Origin of the sequence: Pseudomonas sp. MH10 (genome assembly GCF_034353045.1) — a bacterium.
Lineage (GTDB): Bacteria > Pseudomonadota > Gammaproteobacteria > Pseudomonadales > Pseudomonadaceae > Aquipseudomonas.
Genome location: NZ_CP133783.1, coordinates 5,297,039 through 5,317,204, shown reverse-complemented (window position 1 = coordinate 5,317,204; position 20,166 = coordinate 5,297,039). Strand labels below are relative to the sequence as shown.

15 protein-coding genes are annotated in these 20,166 nt (G+C 52.4%); all 15 read right to left on the bottom strand.

Going from position 1 to position 20,166, the window contains the following annotated elements; translation table 11 throughout:
- Positions 1–6: 6 nt before the first annotated feature.
- The 15 genes from RHM59_RS24055 to gyrA all read right to left on the bottom strand — a co-directional run bounded on the left by RHM59_RS24055 (position 7) and on the right by gyrA (position 19,819).
- Complete coding sequence (locus RHM59_RS24055) at positions 7–1,092, bottom strand: glycosyltransferase (protein ID WP_322285577.1); 1,086 nt, start codon at positions 1,090–1,092, stop codon at positions 7–9.
- A 168-nt stretch (positions 1,093–1,260) separates the two neighbouring features.
- Positions 1,261–2,187: a glycosyltransferase family 2 protein gene (locus RHM59_RS24050; protein WP_322285576.1), complete on the bottom strand. Its 927-nt coding sequence runs from the start codon at positions 2,185–2,187 to the stop codon at positions 1,261–1,263.
- A gap of 7 nt (positions 2,188–2,194) precedes the next feature.
- Positions 2,195–3,463 (bottom strand): flippase, encoded by a 1,269-nt coding sequence (locus RHM59_RS24045; protein WP_322285575.1) that lies wholly within the window; start codon positions 3,461–3,463, stop codon positions 2,195–2,197.
- 589 nt (positions 3,464–4,052) lie between these two features.
- Positions 4,053–5,492 (bottom strand): MBL fold metallo-hydrolase, encoded by a 1,440-nt coding sequence (locus tag RHM59_RS24040; RefSeq protein ID WP_322285574.1) that lies wholly within the window; start codon positions 5,490–5,492, stop codon positions 4,053–4,055.
- 199 nt (positions 5,493–5,691) lie between these two features.
- A complete protein-coding gene (locus tag RHM59_RS24035) occupies positions 5,692–6,750 on the bottom strand; it encodes an LPS O-antigen chain length determinant protein WzzB (protein WP_322285573.1) in 1,059 nt (352 codons plus the stop codon).
- Positions 6,751–7,193: 443 nt separating this feature from the next.
- The gene (locus tag RHM59_RS24030) at positions 7,194–7,433 is read right to left on the bottom strand and encodes a LapA family protein (RefSeq protein ID WP_322285572.1); all 240 of its coding nucleotides are present in this window, start codon (positions 7,431–7,433) and stop codon (positions 7,194–7,196) included.
- Positions 7,434–7,446: 13 nt separating this feature from the next.
- Positions 7,447–7,752: an integration host factor subunit beta gene (gene ihfB / locus RHM59_RS24025; RefSeq protein ID WP_322165578.1), complete on the bottom strand. Its 306-nt coding sequence runs from the start codon at positions 7,750–7,752 to the stop codon at positions 7,447–7,449.
- A gap of 164 nt (positions 7,753–7,916) precedes the next feature.
- Positions 7,917–8,045 (bottom strand): hypothetical protein, encoded by a 129-nt coding sequence (locus RHM59_RS24020; protein ID WP_322165579.1) that lies wholly within the window; start codon positions 8,043–8,045, stop codon positions 7,917–7,919.
- A gap of 742 nt (positions 8,046–8,787) precedes the next feature.
- The gene (gene rpsA, locus RHM59_RS24015; protein ID WP_322165580.1) at positions 8,788–10,479 is read right to left on the bottom strand and encodes a 30S ribosomal protein S1; all 1,692 of its coding nucleotides are present in this window, start codon (positions 10,477–10,479) and stop codon (positions 8,788–8,790) included.
- A 122-nt stretch (positions 10,480–10,601) separates the two neighbouring features.
- On the bottom strand, positions 10,602–11,291 hold the full coding sequence (cmk, locus tag RHM59_RS24010; RefSeq protein WP_322165581.1) for a (d)CMP kinase: 690 nt from the start codon (positions 11,289–11,291) through the stop codon (positions 10,602–10,604).
- On the bottom strand, positions 11,288–13,510 hold the full coding sequence (locus tag RHM59_RS24005) for a bifunctional prephenate dehydrogenase/3-phosphoshikimate 1-carboxyvinyltransferase (RefSeq protein ID WP_322165582.1): 2,223 nt from the start codon (positions 13,508–13,510) through the stop codon (positions 11,288–11,290). The genes cmk and RHM59_RS24005 overlap by 4 nt, the downstream gene beginning before the upstream one ends.
- Positions 13,511–13,538: 28 nt before the next feature.
- Positions 13,539–14,651, bottom strand: a complete 1,113-nt coding sequence (hisC, locus tag RHM59_RS24000; RefSeq protein WP_322285571.1) for a histidinol-phosphate transaminase — start codon at positions 14,649–14,651, stop codon at positions 13,539–13,541.
- A gap of 12 nt (positions 14,652–14,663) precedes the next feature.
- On the bottom strand, positions 14,664–15,758 hold the full coding sequence (pheA, locus tag RHM59_RS23995) for a prephenate dehydratase (RefSeq protein WP_322165584.1): 1,095 nt from the start codon (positions 15,756–15,758) through the stop codon (positions 14,664–14,666).
- The gene (gene serC, locus RHM59_RS23990; protein WP_322285570.1) at positions 15,758–16,843 is read right to left on the bottom strand and encodes a 3-phosphoserine/phosphohydroxythreonine transaminase; all 1,086 of its coding nucleotides are present in this window, start codon (positions 16,841–16,843) and stop codon (positions 15,758–15,760) included. The genes pheA and serC overlap by 1 nt, the downstream gene beginning before the upstream one ends.
- Positions 16,844–17,035: 192 nt before the next feature.
- Complete coding sequence (gyrA, locus tag RHM59_RS23985) at positions 17,036–19,819, bottom strand: DNA gyrase subunit A (RefSeq protein WP_322165586.1); 2,784 nt, start codon at positions 19,817–19,819, stop codon at positions 17,036–17,038.
- Positions 19,820–20,166: the final 347 nt, after the last annotated feature.

The window sequence follows — 20,166 nt, the reverse complement described above, 5'->3', positions numbered from 1 at the left end:
GTAAGTTCAAGCAATACTATTAAACATATCCCGGTTTGCTTGGACATTTGCTGGATTATAGAGGCGGGATGCAACATTGGACTGAACAATGCTCCTATGTGCTGACCACGCTTCGCGCCCTCTTGAAGCAAACTCAGTTATTGCCTCAACCATCTCATCAGGTGACTGAAGAGGTATATCCCAGCCTAACCCGTCATCCTTTAAGTTTTTCCAAGGAGTCTGATCACTTACAAGAACGACCGTCCCTGCAGACAACGACTCTGCGATAACATGACCGTAGTTTTCCCCTCGAGTAGGAAAAAGGAACAGATCATACCCCGCAAAGGTAGGGCCGACTTCAACCGGCGCAACACCGCCTTTATAAAAAACTTTTATATTGCTCGGCAAAACTTCAATCAATGACTGACATAGCGCCCAATATTCAAGATCCTCTATAGGACCATATATGTCAAACACGACATCACTTTCCAATCGACTGAGTATCTTCAGCGCGAAATCTAGATTTTTCATGGGCGATATACGTGAGAGAAATATTATTTTCAGTGCACTGCTCAGGATGATTGTTGTCGAGCCCACTGTCGGTGACGCTTTTTTGTCCGGTAAATCGATAGCCACTTTAACAATTGGATCAACGTAGCCTAGCTCACGCTGGATATTTTCCGACTCAAGTATGCTTGATGCTTGAAAATTAACGTTTCTGTAAAGCCTAATCAGCCGAACGAACAATAAATACACACGTTTTTTTATGTGTTTAAGTTTCAACGCTCCTGGAGAGAACTCACCTCTTGGAGCCAGCAAAACAGGACGCCTGTCGAGTTTACTCAACCACAATCTGGCAAACAAAGGCTTGATCGAATAATCGATGTCAAAAAAACTATTCAAATATAAAATATCGTGAGGCGTCTTGGATAGCAATGTACGAAGAAAGTTATTAGACATGTTCCCTTCTGACACATAAAGTACCTTTGCGGCACCCACATCCTGCCATTCATTTACTGTGACATCAGAATAAGTATCATTATCACCCAGATCGTGATCACGAGTAACTATTAGAAATAGAAATTCGTCACTTAAATTATTTACGAGATGCATGATTGTTCGTAGCGGCCCCCCACTTTTATAGCCAGGCAGATAGAATCCCACAAACGTTAATATTACTTTTTTTTGCCTCGGCTTTACCTCGTCGCCTGGTGGACTGACGTTTCGGTCTGAAAACATACTTACCTCCGATATAAAAATAATGGTGCCAAGATAAATTTTTTATAATTGTTGGCTCGACACAAAATTTTGTCGGCAAAAAAGAAGTTTCACTACAAAGAAAAAACAATAACCTTTTCTTTCGCTCCAATAAGGCAATACGTTCGAAATTATAAATTTTAACTTATCTCTGATCGAATCCAAGGCAATATGATCTACAGCTTCAGCGGCTGAAAGGTACTGAAGTAACGCTGAATTTTGTTGAATACAGCCATCGACGGCTTTATCAATATTCTTTAGAAGACCTTTAAGTGCTTTGACTTTCCCCCAAGCACCTCTACCCGCGCCACCAACAACATTGCCTTCATGCTGACGATAACGAATAGTTTGATTATTAGCATACGCAACGATGCCCGTGTGTGCTGCTATCAAAGATAACCATTGGTCATGCATAGGCACGCCCTTAGGCAATGGCAGCGCCCTCACTAAAAGAGCCCGGTTCATTATAATAGTACATCCGTAAACGCTAGACCGCCACGACAAAAATTTAGCGTCCGTATTGTATTTAGGGTTTAAATTATTACTACGATAAAAGCTTTTTTCAATGGTTTTATTTTTTTCATCAACCAAATGTAGATCTGAAAAAACAAGAATAGGGCTTTCAAGTAATCCGACTAACATCTGTTCTTTAATAGATGCAAGCATTACGGAGACTTTATTACTTAGCCATATATCATCTTGATCGCACAACATTGCGTAGTCAGAAGTAGAGAAGTTCAACGCTTTGTTAAAATTATTAACCACTCCTCCTTGGCGCTGAGTGTTTACAACGCACACACGTGAATCTAAGTCAGCATATTTTTGAATGAGCGATAGCGTACTGTCCGTAGAACCGTCATCACTAACATACAGTTTCCAATTCAAATGGTCTTGGGCACGTATTGACTCAATCTGTTCCTGTAGATATTGCTCTCCATTATAGGTGGCCATTATAATATCAACGCAATCCATAATTAGCCTGCCGTATTCTGTCAATTTTTCTTGATGCGAATTCTAACAGCACGTAGTCTGCCGTTACTCTTAATGTCCACGCGATAGCGGCACCAACCAAGGACCATTGTTTAACGAAGATGATCATCAGTATTACGTAGGGAATTATTTCCGCCACATGTATCAATGCAGTGATTTTGGAGTGGCCACTTGCTTGGACCTTTGCGAAAGGGATTTGAGCGATCGAATTGAACACAAAACCTATGATCAAGACTCTCAAAACAATAACCGATTCGCCAAGGTAGGCCGGCCCCAACCACAAAAGCAATATGTGGTCCGCCAGCAGAAATACAACCATCGCTATGGAAACACTGAAAACTATTAATAATTTATAGGCGAGTGCGGTATGGGTATTGGCGTGCTTATGTTTGGCACTGAGCATCGGAAATATAACTTTAGAAACGGCCATAGGAACGAGTAATAACCTTGAGACTGCTTCCGCTGGCGCTGTATAGAACGCTACGTATTGAGCGCCCAATACGTTTGAAATAAAGAATCTATCAAAATATACCATTACGGGACTTAGTACGTTGCTCACGGTTATCCACCCACCAAATCTAAGCAACTCACCCAATGTTTTTCGGTCAAAATTCATCACTTTCTTTCTGAAGCGCCCTAACCCAAAGCAATAAGCAACTGACGCCGTAAATATTCTTCCTAAAACGAGTCCAAGCACAGCAGATTCAAAGCTCACGCTGGTAAGCATTACTACTAATACTGGAAATGCAGCTATGGCCGTTCCCGTAACTACTTTGAGGATGTTTAATTTTAAAAACTTGCTTTCACCTTCAAGACATGAAAACCAGATTGTGCTCAGCAACAGTGGGGTAACAGCAAAACTCAACAATCTAAAACCATCTATAGCGTCACTTTGCAACGCGTCTGAGACTGATAAAAAGTGAGTAATATTTTCAGCACCCAGATACAACAATATAGCTGCAATAAGACTTAGGGCTATAACGAAAACAGTGGATGTACCCAAAATCCGCCCCAGCTTATCATCTTGCCCTCCGTTCATTGCCACTGCGCGGATTACTGCTCTTGAAAGCCCTGCGTCAAAAATGCTGGCATAGCCTACAACAGCATACGCAAGCGTGAACAAACCAAACTTCTCAGCCCCCAACACCCGAGCAAGATAACCAATGGCGGGGACAGCGATAATAACGGGGATTGCAAAACCCGCGATATTCCAAGAGCTATTTTTAATGAGACTCATATTCAATACGCGGACCTTTTAAAATAAGCCGTTCGTCATCGACATATCCATGTTAACCCATGCAACACTAAGGTGGGACGATACTATTATTCCGAAGCGCTACCGCCCCAGAATTTACCGTTCGTTTCCTGAGAACGCAGCTTCATCGATAGTACTCATCTGAAGCTATGGATCGTGTAGATCGGCATATCTATAAGTTCTAACGATTTAAAAGTTAATCAAAAAAATGACCCTTTCGCTCCATCCGCTTCCATTATCGTGGTACCAACTCATCGAAATTTCATCGATGAATCGTACACCATTCGCTTAACAGGTAATCCGAAATCCTACGATATTTTCAGCACGAATTTGAAGTTGCATCACTAATTCGTCGCTAATCGCAAGCAGCACCCCTAGACAATTGATTACCCGAGTTTACTGGGAAAAGAGACTCGGTTACCCAGCGAGCGAGACCTCGGGTTATTCTATGTAAATATCCATCATCTTATGATCTTGACAGTGCGTTGTTTGCTAATAGCTATTAGCGCGCCGTCTGACGGGTTTTTTAGTCCGTCGCCGACTAAACGATTGAACAGATCAAACCACTTGATTATTTGGTATCTATTGTCAAAGCCATGCGTTTGAGTTCGTACTTACGGAGCAAAACCTTGCTCAGCTCCTTCTTTGCGTTCGCTTCACCGTGTACCAATCTGATTTCTGATGGAGATTTATCCATCCCGGTGACAAACTCTACCAAACCTTGCTGGTCTGCATGCGCAGAATACCCACCAATTGTGGTCACACCGGCCCGAATTGGGTAGCGCTCACGATCCAGCTCAACGTAACCGCCCTTATCTCCATACATTTGGATGGCAGCGCCTGGCGTACCTTTGACTTGGTAGCCGACGAAGAGGACATTATGTCTGACGTCTCCCAGCATTGCTTTCAGGTAGTTGACGATTCTCCCGCCGGAACACATCCCGTGACCGGCTATCACGATTGCCGGTCGACCTGTACTGGCCAAGTAATTAACCGTCTGCAAGTGCTTGGCATGGCTATCGATCGTGATCATTTGATTAAACTGCAACGGCTTGCGGCCATTTTCTGAACGATGCTTGGCCTCTCCCTCCCAAAAGTCATCAAGCTCCAGATAGACCTTGGTAAAACGGCTGGCCAGCGGCGAATCCAGAATCACAGGAAGCTCTGGCCAATGGATGGGTAAGGAGCCATCACCATCATTGGCGGTTTGAATCGTGGTATTGAGCGACTTACGGTGAAGAATATCTTCGATCTCATACAGCAATTCTTGAGTGCGACCGATGCTGAATGCGGGTATCAATACGGTGCCATGGTCGGCGAGCGCTTTGTCAATGACCGCTTCCAAGCGTGATATCCGTGTGCTGCGGTCCTCATGCAACCGGTCGCCGTAGGTGCTTTCCAGCACCAGGAGGTCGGCTCGCTCAGGCGATTTCGGGCTGGGTAGAAAAGGCATGTGGCTGGAGCCCAAGTCACCTGAGAACACTATGCGCTTGGCACGTTGCTCGATAGGGTATTCGACATCGAACTCAACGTAGGCAGACCCGAGAATGTGGCCAGCGCGTTGCAGTCGGACTCTGCAGTACAACTCGGGGGTCTGCGCAAGGTTGAACCAATGATCAAATGGTAAGGCGATGATCCGCGCATTAACCAGGTCAAGGTACTGCGACAACTGCTGTTCGTCTCGACCAAACTCAAATTTGAAGGCGTCTTCTAATACCAAAGGCAAAAGTTTGGCAGAAGGCTCGCTACACAATATTGGCCCCTTGAACCCGGCAGCAAGCAGGCTGGGTATACGGCCTACATGGTCGGCGTGTACATGGGTGACAACCAACGCCTTAATCGTATCAATCGGAAAGCCTAGAGACTTATCAACACCCTGACTGTCCGCCTCCGCACCCTGAAATGAACCGCAGTCGATCAGTACGCTGATCGTTGCGTTCAACTGCAGTTGGTGGCATGAGCCGGTGACACCCTCGATTGCGCCGTGATGGATAACTTCCGGGTATTGCATGCTGGTTCCTATCGATCTTGCTGCATAGCGGAAATAACCGCCCACATAAGTGACCTAGCATAGCCAGAGTCTTTGAATAATTCAGCCAATAACGTTTTACAAATCTTGTCTGTGAGCGAATTCCAGTTAACGTGCATGCGCTAGCGTTTAATATCGCTCCTAACTTTAGGAATCATCCTACAAGACGCATCGAACATACCTACTTGAATCGCTGATTAGATGTCTCCGTCGTCTTTCTAATTAGAACGAAATGCCGAATCAATGCAACCAATAATCCTAACCCGACACCAAAAATTACTCCCAAAGCGATAATCAAACCTTTCTTCGGTTTTATCGGGCGATCTGGTTGTTCGACGGTGCCGTCAATTAGATAGACCGATACGCGGTCGGGACTGACCTGCAAATCTTTGTAAAAACTTTGTTTAATCTGCAATGCTCGAAGTGAATCAATAAACGGGTCATTTGATTTCCGCTCTTCAAGATTTTTTATCTCAGCTTCCAAGGCTTTGGTACCGCGCATGTAGGTCAGCTGACCATTCATCGTCGCCGACACTTCGGCTGAGACGTTGCCCGAAATAATAGGAGGCTCCGTCAGATGAATTGCCTGTGCCACTTTCAGAGCCTCGCGCAACTGCGTGACGGAATCTTCACGAACCTTGTCTGCAGTCTCCTGCAGGGTCGAAATTTGCTGGGCCAAATTGCGGGCACGAACCTCAGCTTCACGTGCGACGTTTTTTAACATCTCACTTTCCGCAGCTTCGCCAGCCCTGGCGACATAAGCTTTTACCCAGTCGGTAGCCTGCGCGGGGTCCCGACTCTGCACGCTGACCAAATAACGATCAGGCTGATCCTTGGCAGGGAGCCCGATGGTCAATTCACTTAGATAATCCGAGTACAATGCGTCTCGTGATCCGGCCCGTTTCGACTCTGGCAAGGAAGGCAGATAAACCTCAACGAAAAACGTCCGTCGCAACGATTCGCTTAGAAGGTTATGCACAAATACCTCGTACACGTCCTTTACTGCGAACGGGGTAAGCTCTGCATCGCGAGTACGGCCATAATTAAAATCGGCGATACCATTAAGAGTTGGAGGTTGTATAAATATCCGGGCCTCATAGATTGGTTTACTAAGAAAAGCATAAGCGGTGGCAGTTAATACTGATAGGACGACGAAAAAAATTATTATTATTTTCTGCTTCCACAATGATGACATTAATTCAAACAGATCAATTTCATCCGCATCCTGCGGCGTGTCCATGGAGCTCGTCATATCATTTAATACCTCGTCAATTATTACTGATATACCTGGCACTGGTATTCGCCATTTGTTTCACAACTTACCTCTAGACCTTCGCTTCAATATCAATTGAATACTGAAATGCCGGTGCTGGAAGGAAAATATCCGAAGCACGATTTATTCGGTCTGTTTTTCTGGACTGAGGAGGCTTTCTCGGGCGCTCAAGACCTCCCATGCACTGATGGCAGCGGGAAATGGCCAACAGCGTAGAAGCATGAATTCAAACAGCATGCTAAATAATCTAATTTCTTTGCTCCTATGACCATCGAGGCAGAAGAGCGTGAACGACCGCGAGTTATTATTTAAATCTGATCACAGATTTATAGACCCAATTTTAAAATAACTCGCCTGACCGTGAAAGGCCTTTTCAAGGTCAACCCAATCAGCGCGGTTCCGTGCGCTTCTCACGCTAATCGGGATGCTTTCCGGGTCTTGCCGAGGCGCAATGTCCAACCCAGCACCGGCCCGATCACCATCCCAACCAGCAACGCCAAAATAATCGGCACTGCGACTGACATTTGAGGAGCCGTCCAACCCAAAAACACCAATGCAGTGGGCTGTTGATTTTCTAACAGGAACACTACCGTCGCCAAAGCAATCAGCAGAATAACTATGACAAATATGATTCGCTTAAAGTTCCGCATTAACTTTCCTCCATCACGGGTATTCGTAGCCCTCTTCCTCGTCTTCGTTGACCCGGTCGCGCAGCTCTTTTCCTGGTTTGAAATGAGGCACGAATTTGCCATCCAGGCTAACGGATTGGCCGGTTTTCGGGTTCCGGCCGACGCGAGGGGCACGGTAATGGAGAGAGAAACTGCCAAAGCCACGTATCTCGATGCGATCACCAGTGGCGAGGCATTGAGACATTTGCTCAAGCATTGTCTTGATGGCCAGCTCGACATCCTTGGATGAGAGCAGCCCTTGATGGGTGACAATTCGTTCGATCAACTCCGACTTCGTCATATTTTTCCCTTCTTTTTCAAGCAGCTAGGTAAAGCGCTTCAAAGGTTTTAGCATGACTTGGGGGATTTGAACAGTCTAAGTATTGACTTATCTGGATAGATAAACTGGCCAGGCGAATGCAGACCTTGTTTATGGCAATTCGGCCATACAAAGGACATTACTGATCAGTGGCAAACGATCAGCATACGGCGGCTGAAATAACCCGCAGGGTTCCAGCCAAACACGTAGTCGTCCGGATCTTCTTTGACGTCGCTGGACTTTGCGATGACCTTGTAAGTTTCTGGGCGGCACACGTGCTCTGCACGGGTGTAACACCGGTCCCAGTTAGAAAATATGCCTGAACACTCGATCCGTACGGCGCTTTGACCTCGTACCGCTTTGGTTTTGTAAGCGGAGGAACAACCAGCTAGCGTGACCAAAAACAGTAAGATTATTACTTGGCGCATGTATTCCCTTATGCGGGCGCGTGCCCAACGACGACTCGGAGACACACTGAGTCTAGCCGGGTAAAGGTCTGGCTGTCTGCACAAGAAAAGACGACGTGGGAGGCACGAATTATCCTACAGCTGTTTTCAAGCAATAACGGGTGTCGGTTCGCAATTGGGTGATTGCAAAAACCTAGACAGAAAGGCTGCCGAAGCCTGAAATTGCGGGTCTGGATCTTTTGTCTGGCCATCACAAACCCCTGCGGGAGTCGGCTTGCCGACGAAGGCAGGTGTGTCAGGTGACACCTAGGCGTAGCATTCGCGGGCAAGCGCGACCTCGAAGGCGGGGCGGTCCCCACAGGGTTTATCTGATTTTATATTGCATGACCGCAGGGCTTTACTCACAGACACCTTACCGACAAGCACAGCGTGTCAGGTGACACTGAGTCGCAGCATTCGCAGGCAAGCCTGCTCCCAGAGGATCAAGGTTTGCGTGATGTAGCTTGGCCGCACGGCCTTTATTGAAGGCTTGGGCAGCACAAAAGTCGATGAAATCTCACCCACAAAAAAGGGCGACCGAAGTCGCCCTTTTTCTATGGTTAATCAGAACTTAGTTCTGTTTTTCCATTTGTGCGCGAAGCAGGTCACCAATGGTGGTAGGACCTGTGCTTTCCGCAGCTTCTGGCTTAGTGCGCAGGCTTTGGATTGCTTCCTTCTCGTCTTCAACGTCTTTCGACTTGATAGACAATTGGATTACGCGGCTCTTGCGATCAACGCTGATGATCTTGGCTTCAACTTCTTCGCCTTCTTTCAGAACGTTACGCGCGTCTTCAACGCGGTCACGGCTGATTTCGGAGGCTTTCAGAGTAGCTTCGATGTCGTCGGCCAGAGTGATGATGGCGCCTTTGGCGTCAACTTCTTTAACGATACCGCGAACGATAGCGCCTTTGTCGTTGACCATCACGTACTCAGAGAACGGATCGCTTTCCAGCTGCTTGATACCGAGCGAGATGCGTTCGCGCTCTGGATCAACAGACAGGATGACGGTGTCGAGCTCGTCGCCCTTCTTGAAGCGACGCACGGCTTCTTCGCCCACTTCGTTCCAAGAGATGTCGGACAAGTGAACCAGGCCGTCGATGCCGCCGTCCAGACCAATGAAGATACCGAAATCGGTGATCGACTTGATGGTGCCGGAGATTTTATCGCCCTTGTTGAACTGGCCAGAGAAATCTTCCCATGGGTTAGATTTGCACTGTTTGATGCCGAGGGAGATACGACGACGCTCTTCGTCGATGTCCAGAACCATAACTTCCACTTCGTCGCCAACTTGTACGACTTTTGAAGGGTGGATGTTTTTGTTGGTCCAGTCCATTTCAGAAACGTGTACCAGGCCTTCAACGCCTTCTTCCAGCTCAGCGAAGCAGCCGTAGTCGGTCAGGTTGGTAACACGGGCGGTAACGCGAGTGCCTTCTGGGTAGCGAGCTTTGATAGCGACCCATGGATCTTCGCCCAACTGCTTCAGACCCAAGGAAACACGATTGCGTTCGCGATCGTACTTCAGGACTTTTACATCGATCTCATCGCCAACATTGACGATTTCCGATGGATGCTTGATACGCTTCCAAGCCATGTCGGTAATGTGCAGCAGGCCATCGACGCCACCCAGATCGACGAATGCGCCGTAATCGGTGAGGTTTTTGACGATACCTTTGACTTGTTGGCCTTCCTGCAAGGATTCCAGCAGAGCTTCACGCTCAGCGCTGTTCTCAGCTTCAAGGACGCTACGGCGAGAAACGACAACGTTGTTGCGTTTCTGGTCGAGTTTGATGACCTTGAATTCGAGTTCTTTGCCTTCCAGGTGAGTAGTGTCACGCACTGGGCGTACGTCAACCAGAGAACCAGGCAGGAACGCACGGATGCCGTTAACGTCGACAGTGAAGCCGCCTTTAACCTTACCGTTGATAACGCCCTTGACCACTTCTTCAGCTGCGAAAGCCGCTTCCAGAACGATCCAGCACTCAGCACGCTTGGCTTTTTCGCGGGACAACTTGGTTTCGCCAAAGCCATCTTCGACCGCGTCCAGTGCAACGTGCACTTCGTCGCCGATCTTGATGGTCAGCTCGCCAGCATCGTTATGGAACTGCTCTAGCGGGATGAGGCCTTCAGATTTGAGACCGGCGTGAACCGTCACCCATCCAGCCTGGTAATCGATATCAACGATGATCGCGGTGATGATCGAACCGGCCTGAAGGTTGAGGGTCTTTAGGCTTTCTTCAAAAAGTTCTGCAAAGCTTTCGCTCATTTTAATTCCTGTTGATCAAGGGCGAAGAATACGCCCATCTGCCACATTCCAGACAACGTGGGTTTCGTTCAAGTAAAAGAAGCCTGTGGGACTATGACTGGTCTCCCACACGCTTCTTCTTGTCATCCGGCGATATCGCGAATCGCGACTTCACTCAAGATGCGTTCCAACACCTGCTCAATCGATAATTCGGTGGAATCCAGCTGTATGGCGTCATGCGCCGGTTTAAGCGGGGCTACCGCACGCTGGGTGTCACGCTCATCGCGTGCACATATCTCATCTAGCAGACTCGACAGACTAACATCATCACCCTTGGCCTTCAACTGCAAGTAACGACGACGTGCACGCTCCTCGGGTGTGGCCGTCAGAAAAATCTTCAGCGGAGCATCCGGAAATACCACGGTGCCCATGTCACGGCCGTCCGCGACCAAGCCCGGAGCCTCCAGAAAAGCACGCTGGCGCTGGAGCAATGCGTCGCGCACAGCCGGCAGTGACGCGACTTGCGAGGCACCGTTGCCGATCTGTTCATTGCGGATGGCGTGGGTAACGTCTTCGCCTTCAAGGGTAATGCGTTGCCCGTGGTCATCGTTGCCTGCGTTGAACTGGACGTCCAGATGAGCGGCCAGTAACTTCAATGCTTCTTCGTTGGTCAGGTCGACGCCGTGATTGCGCGCCGCAAAGGCCAACAGGCGATAAAGCGCCCCGGAATCGAGCAGACACCAGCCCAGGTGCTTGGCTAATTTGCCCGCCACGGTGCCTTTGCCAGAGCCGCTAGGTCCGTCGATTGTTATAACTGGAGGCTGAACCTTCACGACTGTGCCTCTTGTGCTACTCGCATGCCGACTTGCGCACACAGTGCAAGGAAGTTGGGGAAAGACGTGGCGACGTTGGCGCAGTCATGAATGCGGATCGGTGCCGATGCGCGCAAAGAGGCAACACTGAAAGCCATGGCGATACGGTGGTCGCCGTGACCGTTGACTTCACCGCCGCTGAACGCTACGGCGCCGGAACCGGCGCCATCAATGATAATGCCATCCGGTGTCGGTTCGGCTTGAACGCCCAACGCGAGCAAACCATCGGCCATCACTTGAATGCGGTCCGACTCTTTGACGCGCAATTCTTCCGCGCCACGCAGAACGGTCCGTCCGTCGGCGCAGGCCGCCGCAACGAACAGCACCGGGAATTCGTCGATAGCCAAGGGCACCAGCTCTTCAGGAATGTCGATACCTTTAAGTTTCGCCGAGCGTACGCGCAAGTCCGCTACAGGCTCGCCGCCAACTTCACGCTGATTTTCAAGCGTGATGTCAGCCCCCATCAAACGAAGAATGTCGATGACACCGGTACGGGTCGGGTTGATGCCGACGTGCTCCAGCAACAAGTCCGAGTCCTCGGCAATAGACGCCGCGACCAAAAAGAACGCAGCCGACGAAATATCCGCCGGCACTTCGATGTGGGTAGCGGTCAGCGTATGGCCGGATTCAACCGACGCAGTGCTGCCCTGGGTGCTGACGGGGTAGCCAAAGCCACGCAGCATGCGTTCGGTGTGATCGCGGGTCGGCGCAGGCTCAGTTACACGGGTCTGACCTTCGGCGTACAGCCCTGCCAGTAACAAGCAGGATTTAACCTGCGCACTCGCCATTGGCATGGTGTAAGTCAAGCCAGTCAGACGCTTGCCGCCACGGATGGTCATCGGTGGACGACCTTCGGCAGCGGTCTCGATTACTGCGCCCATTTCCCGCAAAGGATTGGCCACTCGGTTCATCGGACGCTTGGACAGCGATGCGTCGCCGGTCAATGTGCTGTCGAAGCTCTGTGCTGCAAGCAAACCCGACAATAGGCGCATCGAGGTGCCGGAGTTACCCAGATAGATCGGGCCGGGAGCCGCTTTCAGCCCGTGTAGGCCAACACCGTGAATGGTCACGCGACCATGGTTCGGGCCTTCGATGACCACGCCCATGTCACGGAACGCTTGCAGGGTTGCCAGCGCGTCCTCTCCTTCGAGGAAGCCTTCGACTTCGGTCGTGCCTTCAGCCAGTGAGCCGAGCATGATCGAGCGGTGAGAAATTGATTTGTCGCCTGGCACTCGGATACGTCCGGAAACGCGTCCACCAGGGTTAGCCAGGAAAATCAGGTCGTTGGAGTTCATAGCGTCCACATAGGCCCGACGGGCCAGGATTTTACTGAAATGCTCGCGAGCAACACGGGCGCGGGTGAAAACGCCCAACAATTGGTGCCCATCCCCTGCATCGACCGCGTCGCGCAAGGCGTCGAGGTCGCTGCGAAATGTATCTAATGTGCGTAACACCGCCTCGCGATTGGCGAGGAAGATGTCGTGCCACATCACCGGATCACTCCCGGCGATCCTTGTGAAATCGCGGAAACCGCCCGCTGCGTATCGAAAGATGTCCAGGTTCTCGTTGCGTTTGGCCAGCGAATCGACCAAACCAAACGCCAGCAAATGCGGCAAATGACTGGTGGCGGCCAACACTTCGTCGTGGCGCTCAACCTGCATGTGCTCGACGTCTGCCCCCAGCTCCGACCACAGTCGGTCGACCAGGGCCAAAGCCGTCGGGTCAGTATCGGCCAACGGCGTCAAAATCACTTTATGCCGACGGAACAACTGGGCATTGGAAGCTTCCACCCCGCTCTGCTCAGACCCGGCAATCGGATGCCCCGGCACGAACCGCACAGGACATTCACCAAACGCCAGCCGCGCCGCACGCACCACATTGCCTTTGGCGCTGCCGACATCGGTCAACACCGCATCACCGAGTTCGAAGCGAGCCAACAACGTCAGCAGTTTTTCCATCGCCAGAATAGGCACAGCGAGCATGATCACGTCAGCGCCGCGACAAGCGGCAGCAATGTCCTCCTCGCAGCGATCTACAACACCCAGCTCAACCGCCAGTAGGCGGGAGCGCGGATCCAGATCGACGCCAACGACTTCGCCGCACAGCCCGCTCTCCCGCAGCCCTTTGGCAAACGAACCGCCGATCAAACCGAGGCCGATCACCACTAGGCGACCGATCATAGGCCGGGCTGATTGCACTGATATGACATCAACCACGCGCCAGAACCTTCGCCAGCGCGTCGAGAAAACGCAGGTTTTCGCTTGGCAATCCAATGCTCACCCGCAGGTGGTTAGGCATGCCATAACCACCGATCGGACGCACGATCACGCCTTCATTGAGCAACCCCTGATACACCGAGGCACCTTCACGACCGAGGTCGACGGCGAGGAAGTTGGCTTTTGACGCAATCCAGCTCAAGCCCAGCTCGCGCAATCCTTGCTCCAACAGGTGCATGCCCACTTCGTTCAGGCGACGGCTTTGGGCCACGTACTCGACATCGTCCAACGCGGCGCACGCGGCAGCCAGTGCAAGGCTGTTCACGTTGAACGGCTGGCGGACGCGATTGAGTACGTCCGCAACCGCAGGCGACGATAGCCCGTATCCAACGCGCAACGATGCCAAGCCGTAGGCTTTGGAAAACGTGCGCGAGACCAGCAAATTGGGGTACTGCGCCAAATAATCCAGGCCGTTTGGCAAATCTGTGCCGGCGGCGTACTCGATGTAGGCCTCATCCAGCACAACCAACACGTTTGCCGGAACGTCGGCGAGGAAATCAGCCAAGGCGCTCGGACCGAACCAGGTGCCGGTGGGGTTATTTGGGTTAGCGATAAATACGACACGGGTGTTGCTATCAATAGCAGCCAGCATGGCAGGCAGGTCATGGCCCCAGTCTTTGGCGGGCGCGACGTGAGCGTCAGCACCTACCGCCTGGGTGACGATGGGATAAATCGCAAACGCGTGCTCACTGAACACTGCGTTTAACCCCGGCGCCAAGTAAGCACGGGCGACCAACTCAAGGATGTCGTTGGAGCCATTGCCCAACGTCACTTGATTGGCCTGCACGCCACAGCGCTCAGACAGTTGCGCTTTAAGGTTGAAACCGTTGCCGTCCGGGTAGCGCGTCAGCTCGGCTAACTCGCGGTGAATCGCCGCCAACACCTTTGGGCTCGCGCCCAGCGGGTTTTCGTTACTGGCCAGCTTAATGATGCTGGCCGGGGCGATGTTCAGCTCACGCGCCAATTCGTCTACAGGCTTTCCCGGGACGTAGGGTGAAAGTTTTTGCAAGCCCGGCTGTGCCAGGGCAAGGAAGTCGCCGCTCATGTCACTACCCCTTTAAAGAACCGCTTTCGGGTATGAGCCGAGCACTTTGAGCGCCACTGCTTCCTGACTGATCTGTTCCAGCACGGCCTTGATCAGTGGGTCGCGGTGATGACCCACGAAGTCGATAAAGAACACGTAGGTCCATTTACCGCTGCGTGAAGGTCGAGTCTCGATGCGCGTCAGGTCAATGCCGTTCTGATGGAATGGCACCAACAACTCATGCAACGCACCAGGCTTGTTGCTCATCGAAACGATAATCGAGGTCTTGTCGTCGCCCGTAGGCGGCACTTCTTGACTGCCAATGATCAGGAAACGCGTGGCGTTGTCCGGACGGTCTTCGATTTTTTCGGCGATACGCGTCAGGCCATACAGTCCAGCGGCCATATCGCCGGCAATCGCGGCCGAACTCCACTCACCCTTCACCCGTTTGGCGGCTTCGGCGTTACTGGCAACCGCTATACGCTCGACGTTCGGGTAATGCGCGTCCAGCCACTTGCGGCACTGGGCCAGGGACTGAGCATGGGAATAGATGCGGCTGATGCTGTCGGTCTTGGTGTTTTCACCGATCAACAAATGATGGTGGATACGCAACTCGACTTCGCCACAGATCACCATGTCGTGTTCGAGGAAGCTGTCGAGGGTGTGATTGACCGCGCCTTCGGTGGAGTTTTCCACCGGTACCACGCCAAAATTCACCGCACCGGCTGCGACTTCGCGGAACACTTCATCGATAGCCGCCATCGGCAAGCTGATCACTGCGTGACCAAAGTGCTTCATCGCCGCGGCTTGGGTGAAGGTGCCTTCCGGACCGAGGTAAGAGACTTTCAACGGCTGCTCAAGCGCCAGGCAGGAGGACATGATTTCGCGGAACAAACGCGCCATTTCCTCGTTGCCCAGCGGCCCTTTGTTGCGTTCCATCACGCGTTTGAGCACTTGCGCTTCGCGTTCTGGACGATAGAAAACCGGCACTTCGCCTTCCGCCAGCGAGGCCATTTTCACCCGTGCAACTTCTTGCGCACAGCGGGCACGCTCACTGATCAGCTCCAGGACTTGTTCGTCCAGGCTGTCGATGCGTATCCGCAGCGCCTTGAGTTCTTGTTCAGACATTAGCCGTGTTCCTTCTCGAACTCTGCCATGTAATCCACCAAGGCATTGACCCCGTGGATATCAACGGCGTTATAGATGGAGGCACGCATGCCGCCCACCGAACGATGGCCCTTGAGATTGAGCAGGCTGCGCGCCTCGGCGCCGATCAGGAATGGCTTGTCCAGACGGTCATCGGCCAAGCGGAACGGCACGTTCATCCACGAGCGATCGGTTTTGTTGATCGGGTTGCTGTACAGCCCACTGGCGTCGATGAAATCGTACAGCGTGCGCTGCTTGAGGTCATTGCGTTTGCCCATGGCCTCGACGCCGCCCTGCTCCTTGAGCCATTCGAATACCAGACCCGACAGGTACCAGGACAAGGTGGGCGGTGTGTTGTACATAGACGCGTTATCGGCGGCGACTTTGTAGTTGAGCATCGTCGGGCAGATCGAACGGGCACGCCCAAGCAGGTCTTCGCGAATGATCACGACGACGATACCGCTAGGACCGATGTTCTTTTGTGCGCCAGCGTAGATCATGCCGAACTTGGAGACGTCCACCGGCCGCGACAGGATGTCCGAGGACATGTCCGCCACCAGCGGAACATCACCAGTCTCGGGAATCCAGTCGAACTCCAGACCACCGATGGTTTCATTGGGTGCGTAGTGAACGTAGGCAGCGTCTTTGGACAACTTCCACTCGTTCTGACCCGGAATAGCGAAATAGTCGTAAGGCTTGGCACTGGCGGCGACGTTGACGTTGCCGAAGCGCGAAGCTTCTTCGATTGCTTTCTGCGACCAGATACCGGTGTCGATGTAATCGGCGGTGGCGTCTTCAGGCAGCAGGTTCAGCGGAATTTGTGCAAATTGCTGGCTTGCGCCGCCTTGCAGGAACAACACTTTATAGTTCGAGGGAACGTTCAGAAGGTCGCGCAGATCTTGCTCGGCTTTGTTGGCAATGGAGACGAATTCATCGCTGCGATGACTCATTTCCATGACAGACAGGCCTTTGCCATGCCAGTCCAACAGTTCCGCCTGGGCGCGCAGCAGAACAGCTTCAGGGAGCGCGGCAGGACCTGCGCAGAAGTTAAAAGCTCGCTTGCTCATATCCACTCTCGTCAAAGGCTTGGGTCTGTATCAAACCATTCGCAGGCAAGCCTGCTCCCACAGGGTCATGTGGGACAGGAGATCGCAGTTCAATTGTAGGAGCGGGCTTGCTTGCGATGGATCGCGAAGCGGTCCCGATTTGAGACCGCACCGCGGTTGATCGCGAGCAAGCCCGCGCCTACAGGTATCGCATTACTCTTCTTCTGGGGTATCGCCTTGCAAGGTATCGGACGCTTCATCAGCGTCCGGTACGATCAAATCATCGTCAGCTTCGAGCACTTCGCCATCAAGCTCTTCACCTTCGAGCTCTTCACCTTCAACTTCTGAAGGTTCCTGAACACGCTCAAGGCCCACCAGTTTTTCGTCGCTGGCCAACTTGATCAGGGTCACGCCCTGGGTGTTACGCCCCAGACTTGAAACTTCATCGACACGGGTGCGAACCAAGGTGCCCTGGTCGGAAATCAACATGATTTCTTCGCCATCGAGCACTTGTACCGCGCCGACCAGTCGGCCGTTACGCTCGTTGCTAACCATGGCGATAACGCCCTGCCCGCCACGTTTGTACTCTGGGAACTCGGTAATCGCGGTGCGCTTGCCGAAACCACGCTCGGAGGCCGTCAGGATCTGACTGCCTTCCTCCGGGATCAACATCGAGATCAGTTTCTGACCTTCTGGCAGACGCATGCCGCGCACACCGCGAGCGGTACGGCCCATAGCGCGAACGTCGGACTCTTTAAAGCGCGTGACCTTGCCGCCGTCGGAGAACAACATGACTTCTCGCTCGCCATCGGTGATAGCGGCAGAAATCAGAATGTCACCTTCGTCCAGCTCCAGTGCGATCAGGCCAACACTGCGTTGACGGCTGAATTGCACCAGCGGGGTTTTCTTCACGGTACCGTTGGCGGTCGACATGAAGATGAACGGCGCCTTCTTCCGGTCTTCGGCCTTGATACGTGCTTTGCGATCTTCTTCAGTTTCGTCAGTCGCGGTGTCGTCCGATTCCACGGTGATGACATCGTCACCGCCTTCTTCTTCGGATTTCTTGCGCATGGCTTCCATGTCTACCGGCAGCATGGTGGTGATGTACTCACCCTCACTCAGCGGCAGCAGATTGACCAACGGACGACCACGGGCAGCGCGGGACGCTTCCGGAATTTCGTAAGTCTTGAGCCAGTAAACCTTGCCCTTGCTGGAGAACATCAACAACGTGGTGTGGCTGTTGGCGACCAGCAGGTGCGCGATGTAGTCCTCATCCTTGACGCCGGTAGCCGACTTACCTTTACCGCCCCGGCGTTGAGCCTGGTAGACGGCCAATGGCTGGGTCTTGGCATAGCCGCCGTGAGAGATGGTAACAACCCGCTCTTCTTCGGTGATCAAGTCGCCCAGGGTCAGGTCCAGACGGGCATCGAGAATCTCGGTGCGACGTACATCGCCGTATTCTGCGCGGATCAGCTCAAGTTCTTCGCGGATGATTTCCATCAAACGCTCGGCACTGTTGAGGATGCGCAGCAGCTCGCCGATCTGGGTCAGGATTTCCTGATATTCGGTCAGCAGTTTTTCGTGTTCGAGACCGGTCAAACGGTGCAGGCGCAGTTCAAGAATCGCCTGAGCCTGTTCTGGCGACAGGAAATACTTGCCATCGCGTAAACCGTATTGCGGGTCAAGGTTGTCCGGGCGGCAAGAATCGGCGCCGGCACGTTCGACCATTTCGACAACAGCGCTGGATTCCCAAGGCGTCGCGATCAATGCCACTTTGGCTTCAGCCGGTGTCGGCGAGGCCTTGATCAGCGCGATAACCGGGTCGATGTTCGACAAGGCAACGGCTTGACCTTCAAGCAAATGGCCCCGTTCACGGGCTTTACGCAGCTCGAAAACGGTACGGCGGGTAACCACTTCACGGCGGTGACGAACGAAAGCTTCCAGCAGGTCCTTGAGGTTCAGGATCCGTGGCCGGCCATCGATCAACGCAACGATGTTGATACCGAAAACGCTTTGCAACTGGGTTTGGGCGTAGAGGTTGTTCAGGACAACTTCAGGGACTTCACCACGGCGTAGCTCGATAACGACGCGCATACCGTCTTTGTCAGACTCGTCGCGCAGTTCGGTAATACCTTCGAGCTTCTTCTCTTTGACCAGCTCGGCGATCTTCTCGATCAGACGTGCTTTGTTGAGCTGGTAAGGCAATTCAGTGATAACGATTTGCTGACGACCGCCGACCTTGTCGATGTCTTCGATCATCGAGCGCGCACGCATGTAAATGCGCCCGCGACCGGTGCGATAGGCTTCGACGATACCGGCGCGACCGTTGATGATCGCAGCAGTCGGGAAGTCAGGACCGGGGATGAACTGCATCAGCTCATCAATGGTGATGTCAGCGTTATCGATCAGCGCCAGGCAACCATCAATGACTTCACCGAGGTTGTGCGGCGGAATGTTGGTCGCCATGCCCACGGCGATACCGCTGGAGCCGTTGACCAACAAGTTGGGAATGCGGGTCGGCATGACCGCAGGGATCATTTCGGTGCCGTCGTAGTTCGGCACCCAATCCACGGTTTCTTTATGCAGGTCGGCCAGCAGCTCATGGGCCAACTTGGTCATGCGCACTTCGGTGTATCGCATGGCCGCAGCGTTGTCGCCGTCAACCGAGCCGAAGTTGCCTTGACCGTCTACCAGCAGGTAGCGCAAGGAGAATGGCTGCGCCATCCGTACGATCGTGTCGTAAACGGCCGTGTCGCCATGCGGGTGATACTTACCGATAACGTCGCCGACCACACGGGCAGATTTCTTGTACGGCTTGTTCCAGTCGTTGCCCAATTCGCTCATTGCGAACAGTACACGCCGATGCACGGGCTTCAAGCCGTCGCGCGCATCAGGCAATGCTCGACCGACGATGACGCTCATCGCGTAGTCGAGGTAGGACTGTTTCAGCTCGTCTTCGATATTGACCGGGAGGATTTCTTTGGCCAGTTCGCCCATGAGAAGCCTGATTCCTTTTTCTGGTGAAACTTCGTCGTCCATGCGGGAAGAACGAAGCTCGCCGCAGCAGGCGTTTGCCATGCAGCGACTTACGGCAAATTAACGAGTTGTGCCATGGATCTGCGCAGTGAAGGCAGGCGCATCGCGGTACCTTGGAAACCGCCGGATATTATCACAATCGCGATCAGGGACCTATCCCCTGAAAGCCTGCCAAACCACTAATCGATGAGTGATCGCGCTTTATAGCGCCTCTGAGGGGCTTGGAGCCTATTGGTGAAAGCTGCAGGAGCCAATGTGCTGGCGAGCGTCCTGCTGCCGCAAGACCTCAAAAGCTCGCCAACACGTTG

Excerpts from the sequence above, each read along its gene's own strand:
- RHM59_RS24035 (WP_322285573.1), bottom strand. The coding sequence starts at position 6,750 with ATGGACACGCCGCAGGATGCGGATGAAATTGATCTGTTTGAATTAATG.
- RHM59_RS24030 (WP_322285572.1), bottom strand. The coding sequence starts at position 7,433 with ATGCGGAACTTTAAGCGAATCATATTTGTCATAGTTATTCTGCTGATT.
- RHM59_RS24050 (WP_322285576.1), bottom strand. The coding sequence starts at position 2,187 with ATGGCCACCTATAATGGAGAGCAATATCTACAGGAACAGATTGAGTCA.
- RHM59_RS24045 (WP_322285575.1), bottom strand. The coding sequence starts at position 3,463 with ATGAGTCTCATTAAAAATAGCTCTTGGAATATCGCGGGTTTTGCAATC.
- serC (WP_322285570.1), bottom strand. The coding sequence starts at position 16,843 with ATGAGCAAGCGAGCTTTTAACTTCTGCGCAGGTCCTGCCGCGCTCCCT.
- rpsA (WP_322165580.1), bottom strand. The coding sequence starts at position 10,479 with ATGAGCGAAAGCTTTGCAGAACTTTTTGAAGAAAGCCTAAAGACCCTC.
- RHM59_RS24005 (WP_322165582.1), bottom strand. The coding sequence starts at position 13,510 with ATGATCGGTCGCCTAGTGGTGATCGGCCTCGGTTTGATCGGCGGTTCG.
- gyrA (WP_322165586.1), bottom strand. The coding sequence starts at position 19,819 with ATGGGCGAACTGGCCAAAGAAATCCTCCCGGTCAATATCGAAGACGAG.
- pheA (WP_322165584.1), bottom strand. The coding sequence starts at position 15,758 with ATGTCTGAACAAGAACTCAAGGCGCTGCGGATACGCATCGACAGCCTG.
- RHM59_RS24055 (WP_322285577.1), bottom strand. The coding sequence starts at position 1,092 with ATGCATCTCGTAAATAATTTAAGTGACGAATTTCTATTTCTAATAGTT.
- ihfB (WP_322165578.1), bottom strand. The coding sequence starts at position 7,752 with ATGACGAAGTCGGAGTTGATCGAACGAATTGTCACCCATCAAGGGCTG.
- RHM59_RS24040 (WP_322285574.1), bottom strand. The coding sequence starts at position 5,492 with ATGCAATACCCGGAAGTTATCCATCACGGCGCAATCGAGGGTGTCACC.
- hisC (WP_322285571.1), bottom strand. The coding sequence starts at position 14,651 with ATGAGCGGCGACTTCCTTGCCCTGGCACAGCCGGGCTTGCAAAAACTT.